12 protein-coding genes are annotated in these 13,202 nt (G+C 55.2%); 5 read left to right on the top strand and 7 right to left on the bottom strand.

Features of this window, described 5'->3' with window-relative positions; translation table 11 throughout:
• The first annotated feature begins 2 nt into the window (after positions 1–2).
• The 3 genes from phbB to MWU64_RS09785 are packed head-to-tail and all read left to right on the top strand — an operon-like array spanning position 3 to position 3,981.
• Positions 3–746, top strand: a complete 744-nt coding sequence (gene phbB, locus MWU64_RS09795; RefSeq protein ID WP_247063903.1) for an acetoacetyl-CoA reductase — start codon at positions 3–5, stop codon at positions 744–746.
• Between the two features lie 11 nt (positions 747–757).
• Positions 758–2,536, top strand: a complete 1,779-nt coding sequence (locus tag MWU64_RS09790) for an acyl-CoA dehydrogenase (RefSeq protein ID WP_247063901.1) — start codon at positions 758–760, stop codon at positions 2,534–2,536.
• 23 nt (positions 2,537–2,559) lie between these two features.
• Positions 2,560–3,981: an NAD-dependent succinate-semialdehyde dehydrogenase gene (locus MWU64_RS09785; RefSeq protein ID WP_247063899.1), complete on the top strand. Its 1,422-nt coding sequence runs from the start codon at positions 2,560–2,562 to the stop codon at positions 3,979–3,981.
• Between the two features lie 110 nt (positions 3,982–4,091).
• On the opposite strand, the gene MWU64_RS09780 is transcribed toward MWU64_RS09785, so the two are convergent.
• The 3 genes from MWU64_RS09780 to rlmE all read right to left on the bottom strand — a co-directional run bounded on the left by MWU64_RS09780 (position 4,092) and on the right by rlmE (position 8,165).
• Positions 4,092–5,717, bottom strand: coding sequence for an AMP-binding protein (locus MWU64_RS09780; RefSeq protein ID WP_247063897.1), 1,626 nt, complete (start codon positions 5,715–5,717; stop codon positions 4,092–4,094).
• A 45-nt stretch (positions 5,718–5,762) separates the two neighbouring features.
• The gene (locus MWU64_RS09775) at positions 5,763–7,169 is read right to left on the bottom strand and encodes a hypothetical protein (RefSeq protein WP_247063895.1); all 1,407 of its coding nucleotides are present in this window, start codon (positions 7,167–7,169) and stop codon (positions 5,763–5,765) included.
• Between the two features lie 372 nt (positions 7,170–7,541).
• Positions 7,542–8,165, bottom strand: a complete 624-nt coding sequence (gene rlmE, locus MWU64_RS09770) for a 23S rRNA (uridine(2552)-2'-O)-methyltransferase RlmE (protein ID WP_114334910.1) — start codon at positions 8,163–8,165, stop codon at positions 7,542–7,544.
• A 148-nt stretch (positions 8,166–8,313) separates the two neighbouring features.
• On the opposite strand from rlmE, the gene MWU64_RS09765 reads away from it, so the two are divergent.
• Positions 8,314–9,042, top strand: coding sequence for an RNA methyltransferase (locus MWU64_RS09765; protein ID WP_247063894.1), 729 nt, complete (start codon positions 8,314–8,316; stop codon positions 9,040–9,042).
• Positions 9,043–9,070: 28 nt separating this feature from the next.
• On the opposite strand, the gene MWU64_RS09760 is transcribed toward MWU64_RS09765, so the two are convergent.
• Positions 9,071–9,361: a YebG family protein gene (locus MWU64_RS09760; RefSeq protein ID WP_247063892.1), complete on the bottom strand. Its 291-nt coding sequence runs from the start codon at positions 9,359–9,361 to the stop codon at positions 9,071–9,073.
• A gap of 113 nt (positions 9,362–9,474) precedes the next feature.
• Between MWU64_RS09760 and nfsA the strand changes: the two genes are divergently transcribed.
• Complete coding sequence (gene nfsA / locus MWU64_RS09755; RefSeq protein ID WP_247063890.1) at positions 9,475–10,212, top strand: oxygen-insensitive NADPH nitroreductase; 738 nt, start codon at positions 9,475–9,477, stop codon at positions 10,210–10,212.
• Between the two features lie 24 nt (positions 10,213–10,236).
• On the opposite strand, the gene MWU64_RS09750 is transcribed toward nfsA, so the two are convergent.
• Genes MWU64_RS09750 through MWU64_RS09740 form a run of 3 tightly spaced genes read right to left on the bottom strand, consistent with a single transcriptional unit; the run spans position 10,237 to position 13,186 of the window.
• Positions 10,237–10,908: a lactate utilization protein C gene (locus MWU64_RS09750; protein ID WP_247063888.1), complete on the bottom strand. Its 672-nt coding sequence runs from the start codon at positions 10,906–10,908 to the stop codon at positions 10,237–10,239.
• Complete coding sequence (locus MWU64_RS09745; RefSeq protein ID WP_247063886.1) at positions 10,905–12,362, bottom strand: LutB/LldF family L-lactate oxidation iron-sulfur protein; 1,458 nt, start codon at positions 12,360–12,362, stop codon at positions 10,905–10,907. Before MWU64_RS09745 ends, MWU64_RS09750 begins: the two co-directional genes overlap by 4 nt.
• Positions 12,359–13,186: a (Fe-S)-binding protein gene (locus tag MWU64_RS09740; RefSeq protein ID WP_247063884.1), complete on the bottom strand. Its 828-nt coding sequence runs from the start codon at positions 13,184–13,186 to the stop codon at positions 12,359–12,361. The genes MWU64_RS09745 and MWU64_RS09740 overlap by 4 nt, the downstream gene beginning before the upstream one ends.
• Positions 13,187–13,202 lie beyond the last annotated feature (16 nt).

Below are 13,202 nucleotides of genomic sequence, written 5' to 3'. Positions count from 1 at the left end.
CCATGACGAATCGCATTGCAGTTATTACCGGAGCAAACGGTGGCCTGGGTACCGCCATGACTAAAGCGCTGGCCGCTCAGGGTCGCAAAGTAGTAGGCACTCACTTGCCCGGCGAAGAGGCGCAAGCCAATGACTGGCAGGCAAACCTCCGCGAGGAAGGCATCGATGCCGCTATTTACGCGTTAGACGTCACCGACTTCGACGGCTGCAAAGCGTTTGTTGCCGCCGTTGAACAGGATCTTGGGCCAATCGACATTCTTGTTAACAACGCCGGCATCACCAATGATGCTCCGCTAAAAAGAATGCAACCCGAACAGTGGAACCAGGTCATCAACGTAAACCTGACGTCTATGTTCAACATGTGCCAACAGGTATTTGAAAGCATGTGTGAGCGCGGCTTTGGCCGTATCGTGAACATTTCGTCGCTGAATGGTGAGAAGGGGCAGTTCGGCCAGTGTAACTATGCCGCCACAAAAGCCGGCATCTATGGTTTCACTAAGTCCATTGCTCAGGAAGGCGCCCGTAAAGGCGTGACCGCCAACTCGGTTTCTCCGGGCTATATCGATACCCCTATGGTTCGCCAGGTACCCGAAAAAGTCCTGAACAACATTGTTGCTGGCATCCCGGTTGGTCACCTTGGCAAGCCCGAAGACATCGCCAGAGCCGTAGCCTACCTGACAGCTGATGAAGCCAGCTTCGTGACCGGCACCAACATGTCGGTTAACGGCGGCCAGTACATGGCTTAAGGGAGCATACCATGACAGAGTTCAGAGCACCCACCCGTGAGATGGCGTTTACCCTGAAGCACGTCGCGGGGTTTTCAGAAATGACAAAAGCCTGCGGCTACGAAGATGCTTCCGAGGATGTCGTTTCCGCCATTCTTGAAGAAGCCGCTCGTTTTGCCGGTTCCGTCATCGCTCCAACGAACGTCACCGGCGATCAAACCGGTGTGCGCCTGGATAGCGACTACAAAGTGGCTACCCCGGCAGGCTTTAAAGAGGCTTACCAGCAATACGCAGACAGCGGCTGGGCCAGCCTGCAGTTCGATCCGGAGTTTGGCGGTCAGGGCCTGCCGTTCTCTTTGGCCATTCCGGTTCAGGAAATGTGGCATGCCGCTAACATGGCGTGGGGGCTCTGTCCTTTGTTATCTCAAGGCGCCGTAGAGGCGCTTTCCGAGAACGCCAGCGACGCTCTGAAAGAGCAGTTGCTACCGAAAATGATTTCCGGACATTGGACCGGCACCATGAATCTGACCGAACCACAGGCAGGTTCGGACTTATCAAATATCCGTACCCAAGCCCATCCGGACGGCGATGTCTACCGAATCAAAGGTCAAAAGATTTTCATCACCTGGGGTGAGCACGACATGGCGGAGAACATCATCCACCTTGTACTTGCTCGCCTGCCCGATGCGCCTCCCGGCGTCAAGGGCATATCATTGTTTGCCGTACCCAAGTATCTGCCAGATGCCTCGGGGGAGCCGGGCGAAAGGAACGACTGCCATGCCGTCTCACTGGAACATAAGCTAGGCATCCATGCCAGCCCGACCTGCGTCATGGCTTATGGCGACAACGAAGGCGCCACCGGTTATCTGGTGGGCGAGGAGAATCGAGGTCTGGCCTGTATGTTCACCATGATGAACAACGCACGGCTAACCGTTGGCCTGCAGGGCGTTTCCATTTCCGAACGCGCTTACCAACAGGCGCGGGACTATACCTTCGAGCGAACTCAAGGCACCGCGCCCGGCGAAAAAGGTGTTTCACCGATCATCAAACACCCGGACGTCCGCCGGATGCTGATGACCATGAAAACCCTGACTGAAGCCGCTAGGGGGCTCGCCTACACCGGCTGTGTGGCCATGGATTATGCCAACGCAGAGAGTCTGCCTGACGACCTCAAAAGTCGCTATACGCGACGGGCTAACCTGCTGACACCACTGGTTAAAGGCTGGTGCACAGAAATCGCACAGGAAGTCACGTCTCTGGGCATTCAATGTTACGGCGGCATGGGTTTCATTGAAGAGACCGGCGCCGCGCAGCACTATCGTGACGCTCGAATTTTACCCATCTACGAAGGCACAAACGGCATTCAGGCCCTTGATCTGATCGGCCGTAAAACGATTCGGGACAATGGCCAGGCAATGGCCGAGCTGATTGATGATATTCGTTCGTTCACGGGTCTGGCGCAAAGTGGCTCTGTGATCTCCGCAGACCGCCAGGCTAAATTTGACCAAGCAGTGACGTTCCTCGAAGATGCCACCAGTATCGTTCTGGAACGCGGCGATGACGACCAATTCACAGGTGCCGTTGCCTTCGACTACCTGATGCTGAGTTCAATCGTGACAGCAAGCTGGCTGATGCTAAAAGCCGCTACTGCAGCCGCAAATGATCCGGCTGACCAGAGTGCTTTCGCTGCAAACAAACTGGCCACCACGAACTTTTTCATCGATCACATTCTGCCACGATGCTCTGCGCACATGAGCTCGATGCGATCCGGTGACGACGCCATCATGGCGCTATCGGAAACAGACTTTTAATAACAACCAAGAGGTATCGCCTCATGTACATTAACGGAGAATGGTTAACCGGGCGCCCTGAGCTCTCGGTAACCAACCCCGCAACGGGTGAAGTCATCGGGCAGGTGCCCGATTGCACAGATCAGGATATTGAGGCGGCCATTACGGCCGCCGATTGTGCTTTTAAAGAATGGCGAAAGACCACCGCTTACCACCGCTCCCAATTGCTCTACCGGGCTTGGGAACTGATGATCCGGCAAAAGCGCGAACTGGCTGAACTGATGACACGCGAACAGGGCAAACCCCTAAAAGCGTCCCTCAACGAAGTTCAGTACGGTGCGGATTTCCTTCTGTGGTTTGCCGAAGAGGCCAAACGCGTATACGGGCAAAGTATTCCTTCCGCTCGTGAAAACCAGCGTTTTATGGTGCAGAAATCACCGGTTGGCGTGGTCGGCGCGATTACACCCTGGAACTACCCAATTTCGATGATTACTCGCAAGCTCGCACCTGCGCTGGCGGCCGGCTGCACTGTCATTCTGAAACCGGCGGAAAGCACGCCTTTGTGCGCAAAGGCCATGATGGAAATTTTCGCCGAAGCAGGCTTCCCAGCTGGCGTAATTAACATGCTGACCGTGCAGGATCCATCCCGGGTGGGCGATGCCTTTTGTACCGATCCGAGGGTTCGCAAGCTGACCTTCACAGGCTCGACGCCTGTAGGTAAAAAACTGAACGGTCTGGCCGCAGCTAACATGAAGCGTGTCTCTATGGAGCTCGGCGGCCATGCACCGGCCATTGTCTTCCCTGATGCCGATCCAGTGCATGCCGCCAAAGGCCTGTCTCTGGTGAAATTCTTGAACACTGGCCAGGCCTGTATCAGCCCAAACCGTATTTTCGTGCACGAAGATCATCTTGAACCGTTCATTAAAGAACTCACCAGCCGCGCCAACCGTCTGTTGGCCGGTAACGGTATGACCGAAGGCGTGGGTATTGGCCCGTTGATCAACGACCAGGCCATCCAAAAGGTTGATAGCCAGGTTAAAGACGCCGTTGCCAAAGGCGCAAAGCTAGAGACCGGTGGCCTGCGTTTGGTGGATAACGGCCTGTCAGACGGTTACTTCTACGCCCCAACCGTGCTCTCCGGTGTAACCCCTGAGATGAAAATCTATCGGGAGGAAACCTTTGGCCCGGTTGCTCCGGTCATCATCTATCGTTCAGAAGATGATGTCATCGCTATGGCCAACGACACCGAGTATGGCCTAGCTGCTTATATCTACAGCAACAATATGACCACCGCCATGCGCGCGTTCGAAGCTCTGGATTTCGGCATTATTGGCATTAACGACATCAACCCCACCAGCGCTGCCGCGCCGTTTGGCGGCATGAAGAACAGCGGTCTCGGACGGGAAGGTGCGCAGGAAGGCATTGAAGAATATCTGGAAACCAAACTGGGGGGCTTCGCCCTTTAACTTGGCACCCCATCGTTTATTCCCGGCTTTTAGCCGGGTTTTTTGGGGCCAAAAAAAGCCCCCGGCCAAGGCCGGGGGAACATAGCTACAGCATTTCAACAAGTCTACCACTATGCTGTCAGCTGACTCCTCAACACATGCTTCTGCAGTTTACCGGTTGATGTTTTCGGCAGATTATCTGCGAATACGATTTTCTTAGGCACTTTAAAACCGGCCAGTTTGTTTCGACAAAAAGTGACTACGTCCTCTTCTGTCAATCCTTCATTCCCGGATTTCAGAGTTATAAAGGCACAAGGAATTTCACCCCAATGGTCATCCGGGGCTGCGACCACCGCCGCTTCCAGTACCGCCGGGTGCTCATAAAGAGTGCTTTCGACTTCTAACGTCGAAATATTCTCACCGCCGGAGATAATTATATCTTTGGAACGGTCTTTGATTTCCACATAGCCATCGTTGTGCCATACCCCCAAATCACCTGTGTGGAACCAACCGTTATGAAACGCCTTAGCAGTTTCCTCTGGGTTACTGAGATAACCCTTCATCACGGAGTTGCCTCGGACAAACAGCTCGCCAATGCTCACTCCGTCTTTTGCAACGGGCTCAAGCGTGACCGGGTCCGCAACCATCATGTCTGTCATAGACAAAGAGATAATGCCTTGCCGTGCCATCTTGGCAGCTTTGTTCTTGGCATCCATCGAGTTCCATTCGTCCTGGAATTCGCAAATCAGGCTAGGGCCGTAGGTCTCCGTCAAACCATACAAGTGCACCACCTGCACACCCATTGCTTCCATGGCCTCAATGGTTGCGGCTGGGGGCGCCGCGCCGCCGGTTGCGGCTGTCACGCGCTGGTCAAACGGCTTTTTGTCTTCTTCGGGGGCATTAATGAGCATGTTCATAACCACCGGGGCGGCACAAAAGTGAGTCACACCGTGTGTTGAGAGCGCCTCATAGATGGCCTTAGGCTGCGGTGAGCGCAAGCAAACATGTGTACCCGCCACCGCGGTCACTGCCCAGGGGTAACACCAGCCGTTGCAATGGAACATCGGCAGGGTCCACAAGTAAACAGCACCTGCAGGGAGCCCAAACCCAATGACGTTGCTCATGGCATTCAAATTTGCGCCGCGGTGGTGATAAACCACGCCTTTTGGGTTACCGGTAGTGCCAGAGGTGTAATTCAGAGCAATGGCCTGCCATTCATCGTCAGGCATATCCCATTGGAAATCATCGTCACCGGTCGCCAGCAAAGCGTCATAGGTCAAGGTGCCAATTAGCTCGCCGCCGTCGAAGTTCGGGTCGTCGACATCAATGACTGTGGGTTTGGCATCACAACCCTGGAGCGCTTCCCGAGCTCGGTCGCTGTACTCTTTATCGGTAAAGAATACCTTGGCACGACTATGATTGAGCATGAAGGTCATGGTCTTTGAATCAAGCCGGGTATTTTGGGCATTCAAAACCGCACCAATCATCGGCACCGCGAAATGCAATTCCAGCATTTCAGGGATGTTCGGTAACAAGGCAGCGACCGTATCGCCTTTACGCACCCCGAGCTTGCGCAGCGCCGAGGCCATTTTCAGGCAGCGCTCGTAGGTTTCCAACCAATTCCGACGGATGTTCCCATGAATAACCGCTGTGCGCGAAGGATGCGCCAGGGCCGTTCTCTGAATGAAGGTGATCGGTGTCAGAGGCGTGTAATTCGCCTCTGTTTTATCGAGTCCGACCTCAAACATATTTTCCATTTCGTTTAACCTCTTGTTGTTCCCTTAGATGACGCTCTGCTGCCTTTAACTTCGGTCGACGACAGCATCTGTATCCGGTGCAGGTTCGTCATCATGGTGATGTGTTGCTTTGTAGGCGTCTGCGAACCAGTTTTTTTCCAACACTAGCCATAACACGAGACCGATGCCTAAACCCCATGCTGCGCCTTTAACGGCGAGAACCGACCCAACAATGATCGCAACGCCTCGTTCAAGATTGGTTTCACGTTCCAGCATTTCGATGGCCAGATATCCACACAAATAACCCTGAATCAGCAACGTCAATGCCATACCAATGTTGAGCCCTGGCTTAAACAAGGTCACAACGGGCACCAACACAATGGCGATAGTCATCCCCCAGTACAGGCTCGTTGCGCCACCCCAATAACTGTCCATGACCGAACGTGGATTGTTCATATAGCGGTTTATAACCAGCGCCTGCCCACCGGTCCAAGCCGGACCCGACAGACTGATGAAAGGCGCAAAAATGCCATGAAGAGTATTACGAATCCCTACAATGATGCTGTTCCGACGGGGGCTAAAGACAAGCTTCTCGTCCTTGCGAGCGCTATCGGCATTCTTGAAAAGCGAGTCCATCACCAGGATATCGCCAAAGGCAATGATGTAAGCAGCCAAAGCCAGCGGGATAGCATCAATAAAGTACTGAAACGGCGGAATTCCAAGACCAATGATGCTGTATTCCTGAAGGATTGTACCTACCGGAATCGTCGTGAAACCCCACTCGATTACGGGCATTTCGACCTCTCCGATAATCAAGCCGAACACGTAAGCGATTAGGAAAGGTATCGCGATACCGTACTGAGCAACAAAGCGGAAAAAACCGTAACGAGCGCGGAGTGGTCCTGCGGTTTCGGAAAAGAGCATGAAGAAGCCAAGCACGGCGCCCGTCAAAATGGTGATTGGCATCGTCCAAACACGACCATCAGCCGCAAATTCACCCATCACCGCAGAAACCCCGGCACCGATAAGGATGCCTGCCTTTAGAGACATAGGCATTTTTCGTACTAGCGAGTCAGCCCCCTTAAAAACCCCTAGCCCCAAGAAAACCAAGGCGACCGTTAACTGCAGTGCAATGAGCGCCAGTATCCTCGCCTCCCCCTCTGGATAGCCCATCAAAAATGCCACGTACAGAGGGATTCCCGCGGTGATCCAGCCAGCAACGGTTGGGTCACCAAAATGCGTATGCAGTAAATAAAGAATGTTGTTGAAAAGCACAAAGGCAACCGCGATTTCAAACGGAATACCCAACACTGAGGTCATAAGCGCCGTGATACTCAGTGGAACAACACAAAGTATCGCACCCTGCAAAATATCCGGAATTTCTAGTTTGTAGTGCACGAAGGGCACGCGCAATTTTAACGCCCCTAACGCTGATGGCTGCTCGCCACCTGTTGGTCTCTTCTGCACGGACATTGTTTTTGTTCTCCATCCATCGGAATTTGGAAATGCTACTGCTTAGGATTTACTCCCCAACAGAATACTAGGCATTAACACCCATACAATCAATGGTTTTTACTTGGTTTCTCGGGTGAGTTTATTTGGAACCCCAAGAGAGGAACAAAACCACGGATCAGATTATCTTTTAAATCATTCAGTTAGACGGATTTAGCCGATCCTCGATTGGCAAAATCAGAAGCAAATCCACGGAATTTGTTTAAAAAAGAAGGAAAAAGGCGCTACTCAGGGACGGCACAAGACAAGAAGTCGCCCCAAGGAGGAGCACTTTCAGGAAGGAGAACCCTATAATACAATAGGTTTCGAGGGGACGGAGGGCCCCTTAATGAATCAGGCGCCCTTGAATCCCTTGGCCACCAAGTAAACTTCACGGGACCGGGCTCTTGAGGAATCCGGCTTGCGCACGGAAACCTTGTCAAAAGCAGCGCGCACCGCTTTGACGTACTCATCGTAACCCTCGCCGTGGAACACTTTGGCGACAAAACTGCCTTTTGGTTTCAGCACCTGACACGCCATATCCAAAGCCAGCTCCACCAAGTACATAGATGCCGCTTGGTCTGCCGCATTCACACCGCTGATGTTGGGTGCCATGTCAGAGATCACCACATCGGCTTTGGCACCGTCTAACGCCGCCATCAGTTCGTCAAACACCGACTCTTCGGTGAAATCGCCCTGAATAAACTCCACGCCGGCGATGTTATCCATCGGCAGTATGTCCGACGCCAGCACCCGGCCTTTGTGACCCACCAGCTTGGCCGCCACCTGTGACCATCCGCCCGGCGCAGAACCAAGATCGACTACCAAGCCATTGGGCTGAATCAAACGATCTTTGTCGTTGATTTCCAGTAACTTATAACTGGCGCGGGAGCGATAGCCGTCCAACTGAGCCTGTTTTACAAAGGGGTCGTTGACGTGCTCTTCGAGCCAGCGGTTACTGCTTTTTGAACGGGCCATCGGAATAGTCTTCTGTTTACTGCGGGAGAACGCCATTGTACGCCGCTGCCTACACGACCGCAAAAGCCGCCAAGCGCCTGACAAGCTTCGGGCGCACCAGTACAATGGCGCAACAACGCCAAGCACTGCTTAACACTGGAAGCCTACCGTGAAGCTGGACGACATCAAGAAACTGCATCAGAAGAAATATCGCCAATCCTTGGGGCATTTCTTGGTGGAAGGCGAACACCTGGTGCTCGAACTCGAAAAAGCAGCGGCCAGCAATTCGCACTGGAAGCGGGCTCAGTTGTTTGTCACCAGCGCCTACGAAGACTGGCGCAGCCCGTGGCCCAAGCAGGTAATCAGTGATCGGCAAATGGCTCAGCTGGCAGACACCAAAACCCCGCAAGGCATTCTCGCGGTGGTTCCTCTGCCCACCGCCGCCAGCACTGGTTCCATAGACACTGAAAAAGCCGTTTACCTGCACGAAGTTCAGGACCCCGGCAACCTTGGCACCATTTTGCGCACGCTAGCGTGGTTTGGCGGCATGCGTTGCCTGCTCAGCCCCGGCAGTGTTGACCCTTACAACCCAAAGGTCGTCCGCTCCAGCATGGGTGCTATTTTTCACGTGCCTCTGGAAACCGACATCAGTCTGGATGCCCTAAGCCAGCGTTACCCGAACATTGCGTGTTTGGACATCGGCGGTGACCGCCTTACAGAACCCGGTTTTCAAAACCACGATTGTTACCTGTTCGGCAACGAAGCCCGAGGTGTGCCGGCCGCAGCCTTAACCAAACTCAACGCTCATCGTTACACCATCCCTGGCGCGGCAGCGATAGAGTCCCTGAATCTGGCCTCGGCCGTGAATATGGCAGCTTACGAACTGAACCGCGGATAACTCGCCCGGGCTGAAGCCCCCCAGTCTCTCAGCTTTCCGAGGGCGCGGGCTCGGCAGCCTCGACCAGCAATTCCGGCTTTTTCATGGCTTTGGCGAACAGGTCTTTGTTTTCGGCGATGCTCATGGCGCACTGTTCTGCCAAGTCTTCAGAAAGCCCCTCTACGTTTTTCTCCAACCAGAGCGCTACGTTTTCTGCCAGCTCCAACACCTTATCCCGTGCATCAGCCTCAGCCTTGCTTTGAAAGAGCATGGTGTCCGGGTTGCTTAGCGCCATTTCCAGTCCGTCCCGATCCGAAAAGTATAAAGATTGTACTGCCATGAGGCGTCCTCGCAGTCGTTAAATGCATGTATATTTATACAGTAGCATAGTACACGCAATTAACCGAGGATAGGAACCTTGCTTACGATTTTATTCACAACCGATGAGGGGCTATGAATCCAACAATCGAACTTCTACAGTCACACCGCTCCATCCGCAAGTTCAAGGATCAGCAGATCCCCAGAGAGCTGTTTGAAGAGCTGATTCGGGCTGGCCAAAGCGCGGCCACCTCCAGCCACGTGCAGGCTTACACCCTGATTCATGTGGTGAACCCGGAAAGCCGCGCGCGTCTGGCGGAGTTGGCGGGCGGCCAACCCTATGTCGAAAGCGCCTCCGATTTTCTGATGTTCTGCGCCGATATGAAACGCTCAACAGAAGCCGCCGAACGATCGGGTGCGGAAGTCACCCGCGGGATGACCGAGCAACTGCTGGTTGCCAGTGTCGATGTGGCTTTAATGGCCCAGAATGTGGTGGTTGCAGCGGAGTCGGAAGGTCTGGGCATTTGTTACATTGGCGGCATTCGCAATAACCCGCAGGAAGTCAGCGAGATTCTGAAGCTGCCTGAGCATGTTTACCCCGTGTTCGGCCTGTGCTTGGGCTACCCGGATCAAGATCCCGAGGTGAAGCCCCGCCTGCCATTGGCCAGCATTTTGAAACAAGACGTCTACGACGATTCTGATGATGAAACGCTGGTTGCCGAGTTTGACGACACCATGGCCCGCTATTACCGGGAGCGCACGGGCGGCAATAAAAACACCAACTGGTCCGAGCAGTTGAAGCCCTTGTTCACCAGCAAGCTGCGCGCTCATATGAAAGAATTCCTGAATAAACGCGGTTTCGGCATTAAGTAAGCACTGACTGTGCGCGTTTGAAGATCAGGCATCCTCAAGGATGAGGACAACCAGTTCTTTCGGGCCATGAGCGCCGTACGCCAGCACCTGCTCGATGTCAGCCGTTTTCGAGGGCCCGGATACCAGCAAGAGATTGGTGGGCAAACCGGCCGGCCAGTTCTGTTTTTCCATCATGACATATAGGTTGTCTTCGACCTCGCTGGCCTTTAACAGGGCGATATGCAGCGGTGGTAACAGGCTCATCAGCCGCGGCTCATGCCGGTCTGGCCACAACACCAAAGAGCCGGTTGCCGCAATTGCGCCTGCGGTGCCGGTGATACTGGCATCCACTTGCCAGAACAGTTCTTCTTTCCATTCCTCAATCGGGCGGTCGTAGGCCAACAGGTTTTGCTCGGCAGCGGCTTCCGCCCAGAACTCCGCCAGCTGCTGCCCATGCCCGGTACCCGGTGCGTACAACAGGTTGGCGAGTCTTCGGTTCTCCAATAGTTCCTGCACCTTCGCCGGCCAATTCGCGGCCGCCAGCGTGTACACCTCGGTATGAACCGTTTCCATCAGGCTGCGCAGACGCTGGATCCGGTCTTCCGGTGCATACTGCCAGGGTTCGGTCACCAGCGTTTCGTCGAACTGGTCAGGCCTTGGAGTGCTGCCTTCCAGGCCCGCCCGGAGCTTTTTCAAGATGTTGTCACGAGCGCTCATGACCGGTCCCCCGATGTTTTCTCGGCGTTAAGATGGGCTTTCGCCAAATCGTGTAAAGACCGCCGGGCTGGTACCGGTGCGGTGTGGTTCTCCGTCCAGGGGCCAAGGTTCTTCGGTGTCAGCTTGCCAAGCCGCGTGGCGGCCCACAGGAAGCACTTATACAAAGTCGGACGAGTGTTCAGTGCCATCCACATTCGCCATAAGGCGCGCTCTTTCCATGAATACTTCGAGCCACCGCCTTGCACAACCGCTGGCTCGTCCGGACTTTTTACGTTCTCCTGTCGCAACCGCTGAAGCAGTTCCGGAATAGGGATCTTCACCGGGCAGACCTCACCACACGCACCGCACAATGACGACGCGCTGGGATGATCGGGTACATGATCCAAACCCACCATATGCGGCGTGACAATTTTGCCAATCGGCCCCGGGTACACTTCGCCGTAGGTATGACCACCCACCCGGGTATATACCGGGCAATGGTTCATGCAGGCACCGCAGCGTATGCAGTTCAGGGTTTGGCGCAGCTGAGCGTCCGCGAAAGCTCCGCTTCGGCCGTTATCCAGCAGCACCAAATGCACTTCTTCCGGGCCGTCAAGTTCATCCGCTTTGCGAGGGCCAGAGATCATATTCACGTACGTGGTAATCGGCTGACCCAGTGCCGAGCGCGTTAAGAGCGACAACAAAGGCGCCACATCCCGAAGGTTTGCCACTACTTTTTCGATACCCGTAACCGCCACATGCACCGGAGGAACCGTGGTACTCATGCGGCCGTTGCCTTCGTTTTCCACCAGCAGCAGGGTGCCGGTTTCCGCGATCGCAAAGTTCACACCCGACACCCCGACGTCCGCTTCCAGAAACTTCTTGCGCAGGGTGCGCCGGCCAATCTGAATCAACTCGTTCACATCGTCGGTTTCGTCCACACCCAGCTTGTTGTGGAAAAGTTTCGAAACCTGCCGGCGGTTTTTGTGAATCGCCGGCATGATGATGTGGGACGGTTTTTCGCCATCCAGCTGGACGATGTACTCGCCCATGTCGGACTCCAGGCACTCGATATCCCGTTCGGCCAGGTAATCATTCATCTCCATTTCTTCGCTGACCATGGACTTGCCCTTCACCACCTGCGAGCCCTGTTTCGACTCAATGATGGTGTGCACAATGCGATTGGCCTCTTCCGTGGTTTCTGCCCAATGGACGTGAACGCCGTTTTCGGTCAGTTTCGCTTCCAGCTGTTCCAGCAAATCCGGCAACCGGGACAGGGCCCGGGCTTTGATGTGGTTGCCGAGTTCCCGCAGTCCTTCACGCTCTTCCTCGTCCGGAAAAGCATCGGCCCGTTTTTTCATGAGCGAGTCCATGGCGACGCGGAAGTTGGTGCGCAGCTGGGCGTCGGCCAGGGCGCCCACCGCGCGGCCACGGAAGCTGTCGGTGAGTTCTTTTACCGGTATACGCTGGCTCATGATTTCACCTCTCCACTCACCCGCGCCCAAAGAAAGCTGGCCAGATGCCGGCCCCGGAACGTCTGTTTCTGTTTTTCCAGGGAGCCGTTGATGTTGAGCAGGCAGCCGCCATCGGCGGTCACCATTTCCACCGCCCCGGATTCCCGCAGCGAGCGGGTTTTATCCAGCACCATGGCGCCGGAAACTTCCGGCATGCGCACCGAGAAGGTGCCGCCAAAGCCGCAACATTCACTTTCGTGGTCGTGATCCAGCCGCTCGACGTTCGCCAGCTTGCCCAGCAACTCCCGGGCGTGCAGGTGGGTGTTCATTTCCCGACGGGCGGAACAGGACGTGTGCAGGGCAATCTGCGTGGGCTGGCCGAGATCCTGCCAGTCTACCTTGCATACGTGCAGCAGAAACTCGGTCAGCTCGAAGGTACGCTCGGCCAGGTCATCCACACGCTTGAGGGTATCCGGCTCTTCCGCAAACACTTCCCGGTAGTGCTGCCGGAACATGCCGGCACAGGAGCCCGAGGGGACGACCACCGGCAAGCCGTTGTCGAGCAGGTTGAGCTGTGCCCGTGCCACCTCCCGGGCCTCGTTCACGTAGCCGGAGGTCCAGGCCGGCTGGCCGCAGCAGGATTGTTCCTGTGGGAAGTGCACGCGAATGCCTTCCCGCTCCAGCAGGCGGATGGCGTCCAGGCCGGCTTCCGGGAAGAAGAGGTCCACCACGCAGGTGCCGAACAGCGTGACCTCGGGCGGCTTGGCCGGATACGTTCGTGGCCCGGGTCGTTCAGGAGCCACGCGGGTGGCATTGGGGGCGGCGTCGTAGAACAGCTCAGTCATCAGTTATTGCCTCCGG

This window comes from Marinobacter sp. S0848L (assembly GCF_023016065.1).
In the GTDB taxonomy this organism is placed as follows: domain Bacteria; phylum Pseudomonadota; class Gammaproteobacteria; order Pseudomonadales; family Oleiphilaceae; genus Marinobacter.
This window is presented reverse-complemented; position numbering and strand designations above follow the sequence as displayed.